We start from the raw sequence: 18,608 nt of genomic DNA on the forward strand, positions 1-18,608 counted from the left end.
GGCGGACCGAGCCGCCCGCGGGTCCAAAGGGTCCCGTCCGGCTACCCGGGTACCTGAAGCGCTGCCTCAATGGATGCCGGAGACAGCACATGTTGCGTCACCATCTGGCTTGCGCCCAGAATGGCTGCCCGGTCGCCGGCCAGCGACAGCGCAATACGGAGGTGGGCTGTGGCCAGCGGAAGCGAGCGCCGGTACACCACTTCCCGCACGCCAGCCATCAGGTGCTCCCCGGCCTCGCCCAGGCTTCCACCGACCACAACAACAGAGGGGTTGAGCAGGTTCACCACGGTGGCCAGGACGTCGCCCACGTCCCGGCCCGCCTGGCGCAGCAGCTGGATGGCCTGCAGGTTTCCCTGCGCCACGAGCCGAAGCACGTCACTGCCATTCGTGGCCGTAATTCCCTGCCGGTCCAGCTCGGCGGCCAACGCAGGACCGGACGCCAGTGCCTCCAGGCAGCCGTAGTTGCCGCAGCGGCACAGCACGTCGTCGCCGCGCGGAACCCGCACATGGCCCAGGTCACCGGCGGTACCGTTGGCACCTCGCTGCAGGGTTCCGCTGCTGATAATTCCGCAGCCGATACCGGTGGCCACCTTGATGAACAGGAAATTCTCGTCCGCGGGCCAGTGTGCGGACCGTTCCCCCAGCGCCATGATGTTCACATCGTTGTCCACCAGGACGGCCACCGGCAGGGATCGCTGAACGTAAGAGACGACGTCGAACCCGTCCCAGCCCGGCATGATGGGCGGTTTGACCCGCCGCCCGCTGGAGTGCTCCACCGGCCCCGGCAATCCGATGCCCACGCCGGCCAGGTCAGCCATCCCGCGTCCAGCCGTGGCCAGGAGCGAAAAACCCTCCTTGACCACCCGGCCCAGCACGGCCTCCGGCCCGTCAGCCACGTCCTGCGCCAGGCGTTGTTCGGCCAGGACCTGGCCGTTGAGGTCCGTGACGGCGACGATCACGTGGGTGGCCCCGACATCGACGGCCAACACCACGCGCACGTAAGGGTTGAAGGCAAAGCGCGACGGCGGCCTGCCGCCGCTCGAATTCCCCTCACCGGCCGGGCCTACCAACCCTGACGCGATCAGGGCATCGATGCGTGACGCCACCGTGGACCTTGCCAAACCAGTGGTCAGCGCAAGTTCTGCCCGGGTCCGCGCCTTACCGTCACGGAGGAGCTGGAACAGGACGCCCGCCCCGCCCTGGGCTGCGACAGGCCCGGCTGCCGGGATGCTGCTGCCGGCTGCCTTGGTCATAGGACATGGATAACACGGCAACTTCTGCGTGTCACGCTGGCAACTTTTGCTTGACGCGCAACAAAAGTGGCCTTAGCTTTGCAGTAGACGAAAGAGCCGTGGTCGAGGCCACTGCGCCGGCCTGAACGAGTCCCAAACCCAGGAGACCACATGTCCTACTCCCTCCAGCTCTATACGCTGCGCAACGCCATCCAGGAAGACCTTCCCGGAACCATCAGAAGGGTGGCGGATCTCGGCTTCACCAAGGTGGAGCCGTACAACTTCGTTGCCACTGCCACCGAGCTTGGAGCGGCCCTGCGGGAGAACGGCGTCACCGCGCCGTCCGGTCACGCCCCGCTGTTGAGCCAGGACCAGGACGAAATCTTCGCAGCCGCCAAGGAACTGGGGATCACCACTGTGATCGAGCCGTTCATTCCCGCAGACCGCTGGCAGTCCGCAGAACACGTCCATTCCACAGCCGCCAAACTGAACGAAGCAGCCAAAAAGGGGGCGGGCTACGGCATCCGGGTGGGCTACCACAACCACCAGTGGGAGCTGGAGTCCACCGTCGAGGGCCGGACTGCCCTGGAGTACTTTGCCGACCTGCTGGACCCTGAACTCGTCCTGGAGGTGGACACGTACTGGGTCGCTGTCGGTGGACAGGACCCCGTGAACATCCTGGGCAGGCTGGGTGACCGGGTGAAGTTCATCCACATCAAGGACGGGCCGCTGACCACGGACACCAAGGCCCAACTGCCCGCGGGCAAGGGCGAAGTGGCTGTTCTGGACGTCATTGCCGCCGCGAAGTCCCTGGAAGTGGGAGTTGTGGAATTTGATGACTACGACGGGGACATCTTCGACGGCATCGCCCAAAGCCTGAAGTTCCTGCAGGAGTCCGGCGCCGCAGCAACCGGAGCAGAAGCATGAGCGCCGCATCCCCACTGAATCAAACAACCGCGCGGAACGCAGCACCGGGCAGCGGCCCGGTGGGCGTTGGTATCATCGGCGCCGGCAACATCAGCAAGCAGTACCTGGACAACCTCACCATCTTCCCGGATGTGAAAGTCCACGTCATCGCGGACCTCTTCGAGGAAGCGGCGGAAGCCCGCGCCAAGGAATATGGCATCCCCGAGTGGGGCGGGGTGGAGAAAGCCCTAAGCCACCCCGACGTCGAAATCATCGTCAACCTGACCATTCCTGCCGCCCACGTGGAGGTTGCCACTGCCGCAGTGAACGCCGGCAAGCACGTCTGGACTGAGAAGCCCTTCTCGCTGGACCGCGAGTCCGGCCTAAGCCTGCTCAAAACGGCTGATGCCGCCGGGGTCCGCCTCGGATGCGCCCCGGACACGTTCCTCGGCGCCGGCCTGCAGACCGCACTGCGCGTGATCCAGCGGGGCGACATTGGAACACCCCTGACCGCCATGACCACGTTCCAGACCCCCGGCCCGGAATCCTGGCACCCCAACCCGGCCTTCCTCTTCCAGCACGGTGCGGGCCCCCTGTTCGACATGGGCCCCTACTACCTCACCACCCTTATCCAGGCTTTCGGCTCCATCCGCACGGTGGCCGCCGTCGGATCCAAGGCCAAGAACGTCCGCGTGATCGGTTCCGGGCCCAAAGCCGGCGAAGAGTTCACGGTGGAGGTGCCCACCCACGTGTCCGCGATGGCCCAGTTCGAAAGCGGGGCGTCCTCCCACAGCGTCTTCTCCTTCGAGTCCCCCCGCCAGCGGATGGGCTTCGTGGAGATCACCGGCACCGAGGCCACCCTCTCACTGCCGGATCCGAATTATTTCGACGGCGACATCAGGATTTGGCGCGCAGGAGACGAGGACTGGACCAGCATCGCGGCCACGGGTCCGGCGAACGGCCGCGGCATGGGAGTCCTGGACATGGCCCGGTCCATCCGTGCCGGCGTCCCCCACCGTGCCACCGGGAACCTTGCCTATCACGTCCTGGACAGCATGGTCTCCATCTCGGAGTCCATGGAGTCCGGCACGTTCGTTAATGTGGAAAGCTCCGCACCGGCGTCGGCTCCCCTCCCCGAGGACTGGTCCCCGGAAACGCCGACCCTTGGCGGCAACGCGTGAGCCGCGAACCGGGCCCCATTGGTCCGCTGGGCGTGGCGATGATCGGCTACGCCTTTATGGGCAAGGCACATTCCCATGCCTGGCGGAACGTGGCAAGCTTCTTCGACGTCCCCGCGTTTGAGCAGAAGGTCCTCGTGGGCAGGGACGCCGCCGCCGTCTCGGACGCCGCCGCCAAGTACGGGTGGAGCGAAACGGCCTCGGATTGGCGCGCCGTGATGGACCGGGACGATATCCATATCGTGGATATCTGCGCCCCCGGCTGGCTGCACGCGGAAATTGCCATTGCCGCTCTCGAAGCCGGCAAGCACGTGCTGCTGGAAAAGCCGCTGGCCAACACCTTGGCCGAGGCCGAGGCCATAACCGCCGCAGCGAAGGCCGCCAGGTCCAGGGGTGTGCAGTCGATGGTGGGATTCAACTACCGCCGCGTTCCCGCCCTGGCCCTTGCGAAGGAACTGATCGACGCCGACAGGCTCGGTACCGTCCGCCAGGTCCGCGCCGCCTACCTGCAGGACTGGCTCGCCGACGAGTCAGCCCCCATGACCTGGCGGCTGGCAAAGGACACCGCGGGCTCCGGGGCGCTCGGGGACATCGCCTCCCACGCCATCGACCAGGTCCTCTTTTTGCTCGGCGACCAGGTCACAGAAGTTGCCGGCCGCCTGCACACCTTCGTGAACCAGAGGCCGGGACCCGAGGGGCTTGAAGAGGTAACGGTCGACGACGCCGCCTGGGCGACGCTGACCCTCGCCTCCGGGGCGGTCGCCTCCGTGGAGGCCTCCCGGGTGGCCACCGGCCGGAAGAATTCCCTCCAGTTGGAGGTCTACGGCGACAAGGGCGCCCTCCGATTCGACCTGGAAAACCTCACCGAACTGCAGTTCCTGGACGCCACGGCACCTGCCCGCGAGCAGGGGTTCCGCAGGATCGTTGTCACCGAGCCCGACCACCCGTACATGGACGGCTGGTGGCCCCAGGGCCACATCATCGGCTGGGAGCACACGTTCACGCACGAAATCCGGGACTTCCTGCTTGCCGTCGACAGCGGAACCGAGCCGTCGCCGTCGTTCGAGGACGGACTGGAAGTCCAGCGCATCCTGGCCGCCGTGGAGGAGTCCGCCGCCGCGAAAAGCTCGACCATCAGCCTGACCCCCGCAACCCGCACTGCAGCTACGACAGAAGGAGCCTGACATGCCCCGCCCCTACACCCTGTTCACCGGCCAGTGGGCCGACCTCCCGCTTGAGGAAGTCGCGAAGCTGGCGTCCGGCTGGGGCTACGACGGCCTGGAAATAGCCGTCTCCGGCGACCACCTGGATGCCTGGCGCTGGGACGAACCCGGCTACGTCGAATCCAAGCTCGCCGTCCTGGAGAAGTACAACCTGAAGGTCTGGGCCATCTCCAACCACCTCAAGGGCCAGGCCGTCTGCGATGACCCCATCGACTTCCGCCACGAAGCGATCGTCGGAGCGAAGGTCTGGGGCGACGGCGACCCCGAAGGCGTACGCCAAAGGGCCGCCGAGGAAATGAAGCACACTGCCCGGCTCGCCAAGGCACTCGGTGTGGACACTGTCGTCGGCTTCACCGGCTCCTCCATCTGGCAGTACGTCGCCATGTTCCCGCCCGTCCCGGAGAAGGTCATCGAGGCCGGCTACCAGGACTTCGCCGACCGCTGGAACCCGATCCTGGACGTCTTCGACGAATGCGGCGTCCGCTTCGCCCACGAAGTCCACCCGTCCGAAATTGCCTACGACTACTGGACCACTGTCCGCACCCTCGAAGCCATCGGCCACCGCGAAGCCTTCGGCCTGAACTGGGACCCGTCCCACATGATGTGGCAGGGCATAGACCCTGTCTCCTTCATCTGGGATTTCAAAGACCGGATTTACCACGTGGACTGCAAGGACACCAAGGTCCGCCAGACCGGCCGGAACACTGTGATGGGCTCCCACCTCGCCTGGGGCGATCCCCGCCGCGGCTGGGACTTCGTCTCCGCCGGACGCGGCGACGTCCCCTGGGAAGCGTCCTTCCGGGCGCTGACTGCGATCGGCTACAACGGGCCAATCTCCGTGGAGTGGGAAGACGCCGGGATGGACCGCCTCCACGGCGCCCCCGAAGCCCTCGCCGCCCTCAAGAAGTTCGATTTCGCGCCGTCGAGCACCTCCTTCGACGCCGCCTTCAAGCAGTAGGGACATAAAATCCCTGCATGACATCTTCCATCCGTAAGGCGAGAGGGGACGACGCCGGTGCGCTGGCTGCGCTGGCGGCCGTCACCTTTCCGCTGGCCTGCCCGCCGTCGTCGTCGCCCCAAGACATTGCAACGCACCTGGCGAACACGCTCAGCGAACGCCACTTCCAGGGCCACCTCGCCGACCCAGACGTCATCATCCTGGTGATCGACGCCAGTGGTGACCTGCGCGGCTACAGCCTGCTGGTTAACCGGCCGGCGGCGGACCCGGACGTTGTGTCCGCGCTCAAGATCCTGCCGTCGGTGGAACTGAGCAAGTGCTACGTGCACCCGGAACACCATGGGCTCGGCGCCGCTGCCGAGCTGATGCACGCCAGTCTCCAGGCGGCTGCCGAAGCCGGCGGCCAGGGCGTCTGGCTGGGAGTCAACAGCCACAACGCCCGTGCCATTCGCTTCTATGAAAAGTCCGGCTTCCGCAAGGTGGGCACAAAGTCGTTCCGGCTCGGCAGCACAGTGGAGCATGACTTCGTGCTGGAGCGCACCGTCCCTTAACTGCCGGGGTGCACGTCTCCGAAGTCATCCAGCAGGGAGTCCAACGGCGGGCGGGGTTCGCCGAGCAGTTTAAGTCCAGGCGGGAGGCCCTCGAGGCTGCCTTCGGTACCGTGGGCCCTGATGGTCACCCGGGAGGTGTCCAGCAGTACGTTCTCGGCACTGAACTCGCCGAGGGCTTCGGGGAGGATCGGGGCCAGGTGGACCACGTTGCGGGTGAAGTCGGGGTCGAACCGCAGGAGGATCCTCGCCAACTGCACCGGCGCCGCGGCCGCCCACGCCTGCGGCGAGCAAGCCGTGGGGTAGGGCACCGGCCCGGGAAACTCGCCGCGGTCGAAGCCGCAGAACAACTCCGGGAGCCGGCCGTCAAAGTGCTCGGCAGCCTCAATGAGGCCCAACGCAAGGCGCCGGGCCTCCTCGACGAACCCGTATCGCATCATGCCCGTAGCCACCAGCGCCGAGTCATGCGGCCAGACCGAGCCGTTGTGGTAGCTCACCGGGTTGTACGCCCCCATGTCAGAGGCGAGCGTACGGATACCCCAGCCGGTGAACATCTGCGGGGACATCAGGTGTTCCACCACCGACGGCGCCTTGTCCTCATCCACGATGCCCAGCCAGAGGCAATGGCCCATGTTCGAGGCACAGGCGTCCACCGGCCGCTTGTCCTTGTCCAGTGCCACCGCGAAGTAGCCTTTCTCCGGCAGCCAGAACTTCTCGTTGAACGCGGCCTTCACTTCCGCAGCGCGTTCTGCCCAGTGCTGTTCCAAGGCAGAATCACCGCTCCAGCGAGCAAGCAGGGACCGGCCAATGTAGGCCGAATAAACGTAGGCCTGCACTTCGCAGAGGGCTATGGGAGCCTCGGCCATCGTGCCGTCAGCGAAGTTGATGCCGTCCCAGGAGTCCTTCCAGCCTTGGTTTATCAGCCCGTGGTCATTGGGCCTGGCGTATTCCACGAACCCGTCGCCGTCGCGGTCCCCGTACTGCTCGATCCAGTCCAGGGCCCGGTCCGCGTGCGGAAGCAATGGCTCGATGATGTCGCGGGAGAGTCCCCACCGGCTAAGTTCGCCGATGAGGGCTGCGAAGAGCGGAGTGGCGTCAGCCGTCCCGTAATAGGCGGTGCCGCCCAGCGCGGCGCCGGCTGTGACGCCAAGCCTCACTTCATGGGGAAGCCGCCCTGGTTCCTCCTCCGAATCCAGATCGACCTTGGTTCCCTGGAGGCCTGCCAAAGTCTGCAGCGTGCCGGCAGCCAATTTGGGGTCCACCAGGAGGCACATGTAGGAAGACAGGATGGAGTCGCGGCCGAAAAGTGCCATGAACCAGGGCGCGCCGGCTGCCACGGCTGCCCGTTCCGGGTGGTGCTCGTCAAAGATCCGCAGGGAGCCAAGGTCGCTCTCGCTGCGGTTCAGGACTGCCTGCAGGTTGCTGTCCGTGACGGTGATCCGGGGGACGTTCTGCTCCCAGTGGCGGTGCCGGAGTGCACCTTCGCGGTGGTGCGGAAGCCCGCCTTCGTTGAAGGGTTCGTCGGGTGCCTGCCCGTTGACGAGTGGCACCACGATCACGCTGGTTGCCCACTTGCCGCGGGCCGGGATGGTGGCCCGGAAGCGGAGCCCGTCCGTGCTGACGACCGCCCCACGGGCACGGATGGCGGTCCCGCGCCGCTGCCCGTTGTGGGCGCTTTCAATAACGAGCTGGCCGTCGCCGACAGTGCGGGATGATTCTGCAGTGCGGGATGCCCGCCCGCCCTTTACATCGAAAAGGTCAGCCTGGTCGGCGTCGATGAGAAGCTCGACGTCGCAGTCCACCGGCTCGGCAGAGTAGTTTTCCAGGGTGATGTCGTCCTGCAGTCCGGGTCCGATGTGCCGCACCTGGCGGACCACCAGGGGGCTGTCGAACCTGCCGTCCGGCCACTTGGCCCGGCCCACAAAGGTGGCCTCGAAGGGCCGGGGCCTCTGGGCCGCCAACGGCTCCCGCAGGGAACCGTTGACCCGGAGCACCCAGTGGGAAATGATGCGGGTGTCCTGGAAGAACGCACCGTTCGTGCCGCCGTCGGAACTGATGTCCCCACCTCCGGATGAAATGCAGAACGAGGACCCTTCCACTACTGTGACCGAACCCGATTCGGATGCGGCTGCCTCTGTATCGGCGTTCCATGCGGTCACGGACAACTCCCTCCTCAGCGGGCTGCTGCCCCCGCGGATTCGGAAGCAGGCTTAACGCCCTTACTGATTCTGGTGCACTCCCACAGGATGCGGAACCCCTCCGGATAGAGCCCCTTCAAGCAGTTGGCCGTACAGGCTGAGGTGCTCGTTCACCATCCGATCCTCATTGAACCGCTCCTCCACCTCCTTTCGGCACGCCGCGCGGCTGATGCCTCCTGCCACCCCCACGAAGCCGGCCAGCTGCCCGATGTCCCCGAGGTATCCGGTCCGTCCGTGCTCGACTATCTCGGGTGCCGAACCCGCGCGGGTGCCGATCACGGGGGTACCGGTGGCCAGTGCCTCGATCATGACCAGCCCGAAGGGCTCCGGCCACTGAATCGGGTTCAAAAACGCCAACGCCTCACCCATCAGCCGATATTTGCCGGCATCATCCACTTCGTCCACCACGTCGTCGTCCGGCCCCAGCATGGGTTGAACCACCTCGCGGAAGAAGCGGACTTCGTCCGGCTGGCGCATCTTGGCCGCTATCCGCAGTGGCAGGCCGGCCTGGTGAGCGATCATCACGGCCTCGAGCAGCCCTTTGTCCGGGCATGCCCTCCCCACAAAGCACAGGTAGCCTCCGCTGCCCGACCCCACGGGGACCGAGGAGACGTCCATCCCGTGATGGATCACCCGGGTGATGGGAACGTCCGGCGCGTGGGATCCCTGGTTACGGGAAATGGCGATGACCGCAGTGTTCCGGGCAATGGCCCTGTAAATATCAGCCGCTTCGGGGTCAAGCCGGGAGTGGATGGTGGTAACCACCGGCACCTGCTCGGGCCGATGCGCGTAGAGAGGTCCGGCCAACGTGTGGTCGTGGATGATGTCCGCATTTTCCAGGCCCTCATAGGCCCGTGCCACGTGGCTGAGTTCGGAGAGAGTCAGGTTCAGCTCGTCCGGAACCGAGGGCCGCATGCCCGGAACCCTCGGCACAGGGCACGTACTGTCCGTCGGCGCCGCCAGGAATACCTCGTGCCCCGCGGCCGCAAAACCCCGGGCCAGGCTGTCCACCACCCTTTCCGTGCCGCCGTAAGTCACGGGCGGAATGGGAATCCACGGTCCCGCAACCAGTCCTATCCGCATCCCGGGCCTCCAAGGAGAATGACAGGCCGGGCTCCCAGCTGGCCGGACAATTCCATCCGCGCTACCTGCTCCGGTCCGCGGTTGTTGTTAGGAGTGTGAGCCGGCCTCTGGCTTAGGCCGACATTCTGACTATTGCGCACGATCCTCCGCACGACAAGCCCTACTGTGGGGTATCTAACAAAGGCGCGCAGGAATGCCTTCTCCGGCCCCGGGGTTGCCCACAGCATGAAGATTGAAATCTGGTCAGATATCGCGTGCCCGTGGTGCTACATCGGCAAGCGCCGCTTTGAGGCAGCACTGGCCAACTTCGAGCACCGCGATTCGGTGCAGGTGCAGTGGCGCAGCTACCAGCTGGACGCTACCCTGCCCGAGCACTATGACGGGACCGAGCTGGAGTACCTGAGCACCCGAAAGGGCCTGGCCCCGCAGCAGGTTTCGCAGATGTTCGAGCACGTCACGCAGCAGGCCAAGGGCGAGGGCCTGGATTACCGGTTCGATTCCGTGGTTGTGGCGAACAGCTTCACGGCGCACCGCCTGATCCATCTCGCGGCCGCCCACGGCATGCAGGACGAAGCCAAGGAGCGCCTGCTCAGCGACCACTTCGAGCACGGCAAGGACATCGGCAGCCGCGAGTACCTGACATCTCTTGCCCTGGATCTTGGCATCAGCGCGGGTGAGGCGGAGGAACTGTTCACCACAGATAAGTACGCCGACGACGTCCGCTCGGATTTCGACGAAGGCCAGGCACTGGGCATCAGCGGCGTGCCCTTCTTCGTCATTGACCGCAAGTTCGGCCTCTCGGGCGCCCAGCCCACCGGGACGTTTACCGCCGCGCTGACCCAGGCATGGCAGGATGCCAACCCGCTGGTACTGGTGAACTCCACCGACGGCGAAGCTTGCGGTCCGGACGGCTGCACTGTCTAGCACGGTTTGGTGACACTTGGCGGTAAAGTGTCTACATGCCCAGGATTTCAGCGGCCAGCAACGCCGAGCAGCGCGCCGAAACGCAGCGCCGCATCCTTACTGCCTTCGGCGAGCTCCTCTTTTCGCATGGCCTTCCCGGGCTGACCATGACAGACGTGGCCCGCCACGCAGGGGTGGGCCGGACCGCCGTCTACAACTACTACGCGGACATCGAAGAGCTCCTCATCTCCTATGCCCTGGAGGAGACCGAAAAGTTCCTGTCCGAGCTCCGGGAGGCCCTCGGCCGCCTGGACAACCCGGTGGAGCGGCTGGCACTGTACGTCCGCGCCCAGGTGGTGGACCTCAGCCGCCGCCACCTGCCCCCGGGACCGGCCATGGGAGCCGTGCTGTCGCCGTCGTCCTTCGCCAAACTGGCCGACCACGTGGGCGAGCTGAGCGTCCTGCTGCAGGGCATCCTGCGCGACGGAATGGAGCAGGGCTACCTGCCGGTGGCCGACATAGGCCAGCAGGCGCAGCTGATCCTTGGCACGCTGTCTTCCAGCGCGGCCAGGGGCAGTGACGAGCCCGCGGAGCTGGAAGCCAGGGTGGCCAGGACTGTGCGTTTTATCCAGCTGGGCGCCGGGGCGAGGTTCGACGACGCCGGCAGCCCCGTTCGCGTGGCACCCCTTCCCGCCGTGGCCGGCTGAGTTGCCCCATCACTTTTGGTCCTTATCAGGCCGGGATAACAAACCGATCTGGTAGCGCATCCGCAGGGTTGGTCTCAGGAAGCGGGCGCAGAGGACGGGATGACCGGCCGCTTGTCGTCGTCGGCAACCCGGCGGCTTTCGCGCGGGCAGCTGAGGGTCCCAGGAGTCTGGTCAACAAGCTCGGGCGCGGCCAGAGCACCGTAGTCCTGGGCGAGGATCACGTCCACGCTGCCGTCTGCCCTGCCGTCCTGGAAGTAGTCCGACCCCGGCAGGTTCCGCTGGACACTGAATGCCGCGGACTGGCCGGCCGCTCCGGACACCACCGCGGCAACGCCCCGGTAGCCGGCGTCTACGTTGGAGACCGACCCCACCACGAATTTCCGGGCCAGGAACTCGTCCGCCACTGACCGCGCCAGGCCCGGCCTGCTCGTGGAGTTGTAGACGTTGAGGTTGATCTTCTCGTGGGGCGTGTAGTCGAAGGTGGCCGCAGGGCAGCTGGAGGCAGTCTCCTCTGCCGGCGCAGCGGCGGGGATCTTCAGGCGTCCGTTGATGATGGCCAGCGCGGTGATAATGGCGGCAGCGATCAGTCCGATGAGGACCACAAGCACCACCGCATGCAGCACACGTCGGCGCACCCGCGACGTGTCGTCGGCGTCGCGCTCCGCTTCGAAGGTGGCCCGCAACTCAGGGCCGGTAACAACGCGGTGGCCGTGGAGGACGCTTGGGTCCTGCTGCTTCTTCCTAGCCATCGATGACCAGCACGCGGGCGTGGATCGCCGTGCGCTGGTGCAGGGCGGTCCGAACGGCGCGGTGCAGGCCGTCCTCAAGGTATAGGGTTCCCTGGTACTGCACCACGTGCGGGAAAAGGTCGCCGAAGAAGGTGGAGTCCTCGGCAAGGAGAGCCTCCAGGTCAAGGGTGCGCTTGGTAGTCACCAGCTCGTCCAGCCTCACCGGGCGCGGGGGCAGCGCAGCCCATTCCTTGGGAGTGTTGTAACCATGGTCAGGGTAAGGGCGGCCCTCGCCCACAGCTTTGAATATCACCATGCCACCCTAGGCACCCAAGGGTCCCAGCGAAAGTAGCAGGCACGCCGTCAGGCAGGTTGTAGCCAAACAGTGACCATCCGTCGCCCGCGGTGATCTTCGCCGCCCGGCGCCCGGAGTTCGCAGTGCTGCTGACAGAATGGTGCCATGACAGCATCCGAGTTCCTCGCCACCTCCACGTCCGGCGGACACCAGCCGGCCACGCCTCCCCTCGCGCTGCTGCTGGATGTGGACGGGCCGGTGGCAAGTCCCGTTACGCGAAACGTTAAACAGGAGATCATTTCTGATCTCGTGGCGCTGGCCGCTGCCGGCATTCCTGTCATCTTCAACACCGGCCGCTCCGATGCCTTCATCCGCGAGCAGGTTATGGAACCGATGATTGCGGCGGGCATCCCGGCCGGCACCATCATCCACGCCGTCTGCGAAAAGGGGGCTGTCTGGTTCAGCTACACCGCTGCCGGGCCCGGCCCCATCCATGTGGACCGGGAACTGGCGGTGCCCGCAGCCTATGGTGACGACGTCCGGCGGATGGTGGCCGAGGACTACTCGGCGCACATGTTCTTCGACGAGACCAAGCGGGCCATGGTGTCCGTGGAACAGCACATCGAGGTGCCCAGCGCCGAATACCTCGCCGAGCAGAAACTCTTCGACGCCGACGCCATGGACCTGATGGCCCGTCACGGGCTGGGCGTGGTCCGACTGGAGCACCACGCCCCGAATTCCGACGACGAAGTGGACTACCGCGTGGACCCCACCATCATTTCCACGGACATTGAGTCGGTACGGCTGGGCAAGGATCTGGGCGCCAGCAGGGCAGTGGAACTGCTCGCCGCCCAGGGCATCACGCCGCAGAACTGGCGGACGGTGGGCGATTCCCGCACGGATTACGCCATGGCTGACTGGCTCCACCACAACGACCACGCGGTGAAGCATGTGGATGTCCGCCCTGCCGATGGAGTTCCAGACAAGCCGTATGCTGTCCTGACCGCAGCGGACCTGGGGCTTGAGGCCTCAGTGATCCACGACGACGCCGGCGGCGCTTTCCTGCGCAGCTGGCGTGAGGCGCTGGGCGCCTAACCCCGTTCCGTACCCCGGGCAGCCCTGCCCGAAACCTGCTGTTTCCCCCGCGCGGCTATCATGCAGGTAGGAACGCTTACTTTGACGAGCACGGAGACGACCATTACAGAAGCACCGGTACAGGACGAGGTTTACTACGGCAGCCAGGCGTCCGTAGAGGAACAATTTCACGCAGAGGTCACTTCTGCGGCGGCTGAGCAGCGCCTTCGGCACCGCCCGGACGTCATCAGGCACAAAGGCCGCTACGCCCTGATCAACTACAACAGGACGCCCTACCAGGCCATGGTGGAGGACCTGCTGTTCCTGCGCAATGTACTGGCGGAGGCCGGCCTCGAATACCTGCTGGTCCGGGGCAACAATGACCGGCCCGTCATCGCCCTGGACTGGAAGGACCGCAAGAAGCTCCGTGCTGCCCTGGTGGAGGCCTGCCGGGACGAACCGGTCTACTCCATGACGGTGGACGCCAAGAAAAAGGTCTCCGTGCTGGTGGCGGACGGCGAGTTGTCCTCCAACCGGCAGGCACGGATTTTCCGCCTGTACCGCCCCCGCGTCGAACCGGTGGGAGGCTTCGAATTCGGCGCCTCAGCCGGAGTGCAGATCGAGTTGTGGTCCTTTAAAGGGGAGGAACTGATCCTTCCGATCGAGAACTCCCTGACCCGACGGACCATGCTGCGGCAGGACGCGGTACGCGGCACGGTGGAACGTTACGGCCACACCTGGCCCACCATTGAGAACATGTTCGCCGACCATGCCAGCGACATCAGCTTCGACGTGGACCTGGTGTTCTCCTGGGTGGACGGCAGCTCGCCCGAATACATTGCCGCCCGGCGCGCCCAGCAGAAGGATGTTGTCCTGGGCGAAGGCGACGACCACGAGGCCCGCTTCCGCCAGATCGACGAGCTCAAATACGCGCTGCGGTCCGTCTACTTGTTCGCGCCCTGGATCCGCCGGATCTTCATCGCCACGGACTCCCCCGCCCCGGCATGGCTAGCAGACCACCCGGCGGTCACGATAGTGCGCAGTGAGGAGTTCTTCTCTGATCCTTCCGTGCTGCCCACCCACAACTCGCAGGCGGTCGAGTGCCAGCTGCACAACATCGAAGGCCTGTCCGAGCACTTCCTGTATTCAAACGATGACATGTTCTTTGGCCGGCCGGTCAGTCCGGATCTGTTCTTCACCCCCGGCGGCATCACCAAGTTCATCGAGGCGGAAACCCGGATCGGCCTGGGCGAGAACGCCGCGGAACGCAGCGGCTTCGAGAATGCAGCCCGGGTCAACCGGAAGCTGCTGTGGAACCGGTTCGGACGGATCACTACGCGACACCTTGAGCACACTGCTGCGCCGCTGCGGCGCAGTGTGGTTTCCAGGATGGAGCGGGAGTTCCCTGAGGAGTTCCGCAAGACCGCGGCCAGCCGGTTCCGCGCCGCGGACAACATCTCCGTCACCAACTCGTTCTACCACTACTACGCACTGCTGACAGGGGGTGCCGTCACCCAGACATCCGCCAAGGTCCGCTACGTGGACACCACCATGCGGACCGGGCTGAACTATCTGCCCAAGCTGCTGTCCAAGCGGAACATGGACTTCTTCTGCCTGAACGACGGCAGCTTCCCGGAGGTGCACGCGGACGAGCGCGCCGAACTGGTCACAGACTTCCTGGAGAAGTACTTCCCCATCAAGGCGCCCTGGGAAAAGTAGGCAGACGGTCTAGCGCCCGGAAGACAGTTCAGCCCGGGCGCTGCTCCGCTGCTTGGTGGTCTCCGGGATACGGATGCCTGCGGCCTCCAGCCGGCGGGCTGTCTCTTCCGGGGGAACGTACTCCCCCACCGTCGTCGAACTGCCCAGCGGGACCACCGAGTGCACGATGGTGTGCTCGTAAACATGCACGAGGTTGAAGGACTGCCCGGCATCGTGTCCCCGAGTGCCTCCCACCGCAACGTTCAGGTCCTGCGTATAACAGCTGGCGGAAGCCACGGAGACGGGAACACCGGCAAAGCTCGCCGTGGTGGAGTAGTGCAGGTGGCCGGCCAGGATGGTCCGGACATCCGACTTGTGGACCACCGCGGCGAGGGATGCCTGGTCCCGCAGCTCAACCAGGACCGAGAGGTCAAGGACGGAGGGAACGGGCGGGTGGTGGAGCGCCAGGATGGTGCCGTCCGGAGCCGGCGTTTCCAGTTCCTCCGCCAGCCAGTCCAGCTGTGAGTCGCTGAGTTCGCCGTGGTGGAAACCCGGGACGGTGGTGTCCAGGGTGATGACGCGCAACCCGTTGATGAAGTAGCTGTGGTCCACGGGGGCGTCATTTCCGGGCTGGTCCAGCAGGCCCTTCCGGAAGTTCGCCCGGTTGTCGTGGTTTCCCATGGCCCAAATGACTTCTGCACCCAGTTCCACGCACGCCGGCTCCACGATGGCGCGCAGTTTTGCATAGGCTTCCGGATCGCCTTTGTCCGCGAGGTCACCGGTGAAAATGACAGCCTCCGGCCGCGCCCCGGACGCCTTTACCTCTTCGAAGAGTTGGATGAGCCGCGCTTCGCTGTCGACGACGCCGTATAGGGGGTCCGGACCTCCCATCAAGTGGGGATCGCTCAGGTGGAGTAGGAAGTGGCGTGGCCGGGGATGCTCGGCCTCGATGTGCTCCATTGCTGCCTCTGTGGTCGGTGGGAAACGGCGCTTCCCTTGTACCCTTCAGTAATGTTTATCCAATCAGACATTTGGCAAACTTTGGGTAAATCGCCGAAGCCCGTGTGGAAAAAGATAAAAGAACTGCGGCATCGAAGAATTAATTCGGGTAAGCGCAGGGTTTCAGGCCACGGCTTTTTCGGCGGCGCTGATGACCCCGCCCACTTTCCCTTCAAGCCTGCCTAAGTCTGTCCCGGCTCCGTCAGGCAGGGTCAGCGGGATCGCGCACAAGGCGGGTACAGGTGGGGTCCCCGGGAAGTAGTTCACCGGTGGGATTCGTTGCCGACGCATCAGGGGACGGGTTAGGTGGTTCCGAAGTGGGCTCCGCGGGGCAGGTCGCCGGCGCCGGGGAGGCGGAGGTCGGAATGGGCGACATCGTAGGCGTCACCACAGGTTCCGTGGGGTCAGCCGGGATCGGCGTCGGTGCCGGGGATGGCACGGTCGGAGCAGGGGACGGCGACGGCGATGGCGATGGCGTCGGTTCGACAGGCGCCGGCGTGACTTCCGTCGGTGTCGGCGTGGGGATCGGCGTCGGCGTGGGGGTCGGCGTCGGCGTGGGGGTCGGCGTCGGGGTCGGCGTCGGCGTCGGGGTCGGGGTCGGGGTTGGGGTCGGCGTCGGCGTCGGTGCCGTGTTATTTGGTGACGGCGTCGGGGACGGCGCACTCGGCGACGGCGTGGGCGCTGTCGGTGTCGTCGGCTGACCCGGTGAGGTCGGGGACGACGCGCTTGGGGTGCCCGACGGGGACGCAGTGGGCGACGGCGTCAGCAGACTGCGTGTAGGGCTCGCCATGGCGGGCCACAGCAGAGGTGGGGAGGCGTGCGTCGCGGGCGTTCCTGCCTGGACCCCACCCTCATGGTCTTCGTCGTGATCGTGGCTCAGCGGCAGCGCCCAACTGATTGTCCCCTGGGAGGGGGAGCCGAATCCGGGCAGGTAGCTCCGCATCTCCTCGGATCCACTGCCGCCCACAGGCCGGGCGGGCATCAGGCCCCACTTCAGCGGGCTCGTGTGGCGGCCGTTGAGAATGGTCTCGAAGTGCAGGTGGCATCCCGTCGACCATCCGGTGCTGCCCACCTCGCCCAGGACCTGACCGGCGTGAATCTCGTCGCCCGTACGGACCGCAATGGCGTCGAGGTGGTTGTACGTGGTGATGAGGCCGTTGCCGTGATCGATTTCCACCCTGTTGCCGCCTCCCCAGGGGTGCCAGCCGGCGGCGCGTACCAGTCCTGAGTCCGCCGCGTAGACGCTTGTCCCGCAGGGGGCCGCGTAGTCCTGGCCCAAGTGGAAGTCGCCGGCGGCTCCGGACAGCGGGCTCACCCGGAAACCGAAGGGCGAGCTGGCATTGAGCAGAGCCAGCGGCGCCATCAGGAATCCGGCGGGTGGCCTGCCAAATCCGGTTGTCCCCACCGTCAGCGGCGAGGAATTCTTCCCGCGGTAACCGCCTATGGCCGCGTGGGGAAACTTGACGAGCGCACCTGGGTTCGTGAAGGCCGTAGCCTGCAGCATCCCGGCGCCAACCTTGTCCGATGTCGGCTCGGCCGAGCGGTCCTCGGACGTGGTCGTCCCGGCACCAAGCCCGGCAGCCACGGAGCCCGATGCCTCCGGCTCCCCCGCGCTGCCGGTCAGGTTGAGGGACCAGATGGATAAGGCAACAGCACCAGTGGCAGTCAGGGCGCGAAGAACCGATACTTTGGGACGGCGCACCTCGGTGTGCTTGCCCGATTTCTGATGATTCCCCACAGCATGTCTCCGTAACATAATCACCCGCACGCATCCTGGCGGTTCTCCCATGGGACCACAGGGCCGGTAGCCTGTGAACCCCATCCCATCGTGCAGGCCATTACTTGAAAAAACCTTGTGGGACGGCCCTGCTCCCTGCCCAGCACCTTGGGGCGACAATGTGATATGCGGAGTTTCCTCAGGCAATGGCAGGACGAACTTAAGAAAACCTTTACGGGCAGGGCTGACGAAGTGCCCGACTGGGTGCCGAAGCTGGCAGCGGGGGACGACCCCGGGTACCACCTGCCGGGTTCGGCAGTATGGGCGGTGCACGGCTCCATGTCGCCAATCGTTGCCGGAATCCGCACACTGCTGATGCAGTCCCTTCATCCCGGGGCCCTTGCAGGGGTGCACGAGCACTCGAACTTCCGTGAGGATCCCTTGGCCCGACTGGCTGCGACGATCCGCTGGATTTTTACCGTTACCTACGGCTCGAAGGCTGCTGCTGAGGAGGCTTCGCGGCGGGTGCGGCGCCTGCACGAGCCGGTACAGGGCAGCTTCCTGGACAACCAGGGAACGCCGCGTGGCTACAGCGCCAACGATCCGGAGCTGGCCAGTTGGATCCACATCGCCTTTACCGATGGGTTTCTTACAGCCCATCAGTTATGGGGCGGCCCCATTCCCGGCGGCCCGGACGCGTACGTCCGTGAATGGGCCCAGGCCGGCAAGTTGATGGGCGTGCCGGATCCGCCGCTTTCCGAGGCGGACATGCGGGCGCAACTGGACCGGTTTTTCCTCAACGGGAAGCTGCGGGTGGACAGCCGCGTAGCAGAAACAGTGGATTTTATCCGCCATCCGCCGCTGCATCCCATGCTTCGGCCCGGCTACCGCATCCTCTTTGCGGGAGCAGTATCCAGCCTCGATCCGAAGTACCGCCGGATGCTCGGACTGTCCGTACCACGGCTCGGTCCGTTCCCGCTGCCGGTGAGGCTGGCCACCAAGGTGGTGCTCGTCGTCGTGCGCCTTGCCCTGGGGCGCCGCGGCCCGAGCGAACTGGCCGCCCGGCAGCGGCTTCGCCGGCTGGGCTTCGCGGAGGCGGGCGGACCTGGACTGGTGGAATTGCGATAAACGAAAGAACCCGGCCCCGGCACTGCCGGGACC

At 65.8% G+C, this 18,608-nt stretch carries 17 protein-coding genes; 10 read left to right on the forward strand and 7 right to left on the reverse strand.

Features of this window, described 5'->3' with window-relative positions:
* Nucleotides 1–41: 41 nt before the first annotated feature.
* Nucleotides 42–1,253 carry an ROK family transcriptional regulator gene (locus CXQ88_RS05675; protein WP_104043191.1) on the reverse strand — a complete coding sequence of 404 codons (1,212 nt, stop codon included), beginning with the start codon at nt 1,251–1,253 and terminating at the stop codon, nt 42–44.
* A 150-nt stretch (nt 1,254–1,403) separates the two neighbouring features.
* Between CXQ88_RS05675 and CXQ88_RS05680 the strand changes: the two genes are divergently transcribed.
* The 5 genes from CXQ88_RS05680 to CXQ88_RS05700 are packed head-to-tail and all read left to right on the forward strand — an operon-like array spanning nt 1,404 to nt 6,048.
* Nucleotides 1,404–2,159, forward strand: coding sequence for a sugar phosphate isomerase/epimerase family protein (locus CXQ88_RS05680; protein WP_104043192.1), 756 nt, complete (start codon nt 1,404–1,406; stop codon nt 2,157–2,159).
* On the forward strand, nt 2,156–3,319 hold the full coding sequence (locus CXQ88_RS05685; protein WP_104043193.1) for a Gfo/Idh/MocA family protein: 1,164 nt from the start codon (nt 2,156–2,158) through the stop codon (nt 3,317–3,319). The genes CXQ88_RS05680 and CXQ88_RS05685 overlap by 4 nt, the downstream gene beginning before the upstream one ends.
* A gap of 38 nt (nt 3,320–3,357) precedes the next feature.
* Nucleotides 3,358–4,500, forward strand: coding sequence for a Gfo/Idh/MocA family protein (locus tag CXQ88_RS05690; RefSeq protein ID WP_104043387.1), 1,143 nt, complete (start codon nt 3,358–3,360; stop codon nt 4,498–4,500).
* A 1-nt stretch (nt 4,501) separates the two neighbouring features.
* Nucleotides 4,502–5,497 carry a sugar phosphate isomerase/epimerase family protein gene (locus CXQ88_RS05695; protein WP_104043194.1) on the forward strand — a complete coding sequence of 332 codons (996 nt, stop codon included), beginning with the start codon at nt 4,502–4,504 and terminating at the stop codon, nt 5,495–5,497.
* A 17-nt stretch (nt 5,498–5,514) separates the two neighbouring features.
* Entirely contained in the window at nt 5,515–6,048 is a 534-nt protein-coding gene (locus tag CXQ88_RS05700; RefSeq protein ID WP_104043195.1) for a GNAT family N-acetyltransferase, read from the forward strand.
* On the opposite strand, the gene CXQ88_RS05705 is transcribed toward CXQ88_RS05700, so the two are convergent.
* Both CXQ88_RS05705 and CXQ88_RS05710 read right to left on the reverse strand, forming a co-directional pair.
* On the reverse strand, nt 6,045–8,204 hold the full coding sequence (locus tag CXQ88_RS05705; protein WP_104043196.1) for an amylo-alpha-1,6-glucosidase: 2,160 nt from the start codon (nt 8,202–8,204) through the stop codon (nt 6,045–6,047). The genes CXQ88_RS05700 and CXQ88_RS05705 overlap by 4 nt on opposite strands.
* 60 nt (nt 8,205–8,264) lie before the next feature.
* Complete coding sequence (locus CXQ88_RS05710) at nt 8,265–9,326, reverse strand: glycosyltransferase family 4 protein (protein WP_104043197.1); 1,062 nt, start codon at nt 9,324–9,326, stop codon at nt 8,265–8,267.
* Between the two features lie 225 nt (nt 9,327–9,551).
* Between CXQ88_RS05710 and CXQ88_RS05715 the strand changes: the two genes are divergently transcribed.
* The gene (locus CXQ88_RS05715) at nt 9,552–10,250 is read left to right on the forward strand and encodes a DsbA family oxidoreductase (RefSeq protein WP_104043198.1); all 699 of its coding nucleotides are present in this window, start codon (nt 9,552–9,554) and stop codon (nt 10,248–10,250) included.
* Nucleotides 10,251–10,285: 35 nt separating this feature from the next.
* The gene (locus CXQ88_RS05720; RefSeq protein ID WP_104043199.1) at nt 10,286–10,936 is read left to right on the forward strand and encodes a TetR/AcrR family transcriptional regulator; all 651 of its coding nucleotides are present in this window, start codon (nt 10,286–10,288) and stop codon (nt 10,934–10,936) included.
* A gap of 74 nt (nt 10,937–11,010) precedes the next feature.
* Here the strand turns inward: CXQ88_RS05720 and CXQ88_RS05725 are convergent, their stop codons facing one another.
* Nucleotides 11,011–11,685, reverse strand: a complete 675-nt coding sequence (locus tag CXQ88_RS05725) for a LytR C-terminal domain-containing protein (protein WP_104043200.1) — start codon at nt 11,683–11,685, stop codon at nt 11,011–11,013.
* Complete coding sequence (locus tag CXQ88_RS05730) at nt 11,678–11,977, reverse strand: type II toxin-antitoxin system VapB family antitoxin (protein ID WP_170850843.1); 300 nt, start codon at nt 11,975–11,977, stop codon at nt 11,678–11,680. Before CXQ88_RS05730 ends, CXQ88_RS05725 begins: the two co-directional genes overlap by 8 nt.
* 147 nt (nt 11,978–12,124) lie before the next feature.
* Here CXQ88_RS05730 and CXQ88_RS05735 point away from each other — a divergent pair, with 147 nt between their 5' ends.
* Together CXQ88_RS05735 and CXQ88_RS05740 are read left to right on the forward strand one after the other, a co-directional pair.
* A complete protein-coding gene (locus CXQ88_RS05735) occupies nt 12,125–13,054 on the forward strand; it encodes a hypothetical protein (RefSeq protein ID WP_104043201.1) in 930 nt (309 codons plus the stop codon).
* 60 nt (nt 13,055–13,114) lie between these two features.
* Nucleotides 13,115–14,752: a stealth family protein gene (locus tag CXQ88_RS05740; protein WP_104043202.1), complete on the forward strand. Its 1,638-nt coding sequence runs from the start codon at nt 13,115–13,117 to the stop codon at nt 14,750–14,752.
* Nucleotides 14,753–14,761: 9 nt separating this feature from the next.
* Here the strand turns inward: CXQ88_RS05740 and CXQ88_RS05745 are convergent, their stop codons facing one another.
* Together CXQ88_RS05745 and CXQ88_RS05750 are read right to left on the reverse strand one after the other, a co-directional pair.
* Nucleotides 14,762–15,691 (reverse strand): phosphodiesterase, encoded by a 930-nt coding sequence (locus CXQ88_RS05745; protein ID WP_104043203.1) that lies wholly within the window; start codon nt 15,689–15,691, stop codon nt 14,762–14,764.
* A 241-nt stretch (nt 15,692–15,932) separates the two neighbouring features.
* Complete coding sequence (locus tag CXQ88_RS05750) at nt 15,933–17,468, reverse strand: M23 family metallopeptidase (protein WP_258061701.1); 1,536 nt, start codon at nt 17,466–17,468, stop codon at nt 15,933–15,935.
* A 165-nt stretch (nt 17,469–17,633) separates the two neighbouring features.
* Here CXQ88_RS05750 and CXQ88_RS05755 point away from each other — a divergent pair, with 165 nt between their 5' ends.
* Complete coding sequence (locus CXQ88_RS05755) at nt 17,634–18,575, forward strand: oxygenase MpaB family protein (protein WP_104043205.1); 942 nt, start codon at nt 17,634–17,636, stop codon at nt 18,573–18,575.
* Nucleotides 18,576–18,608 lie beyond the last annotated feature (33 nt).

This window comes from Arthrobacter sp. ZGTC412, from assembly GCF_002929215.1.
Classification (GTDB): Bacteria; Actinomycetota; Actinomycetes; order Actinomycetales; family Micrococcaceae; genus Arthrobacter.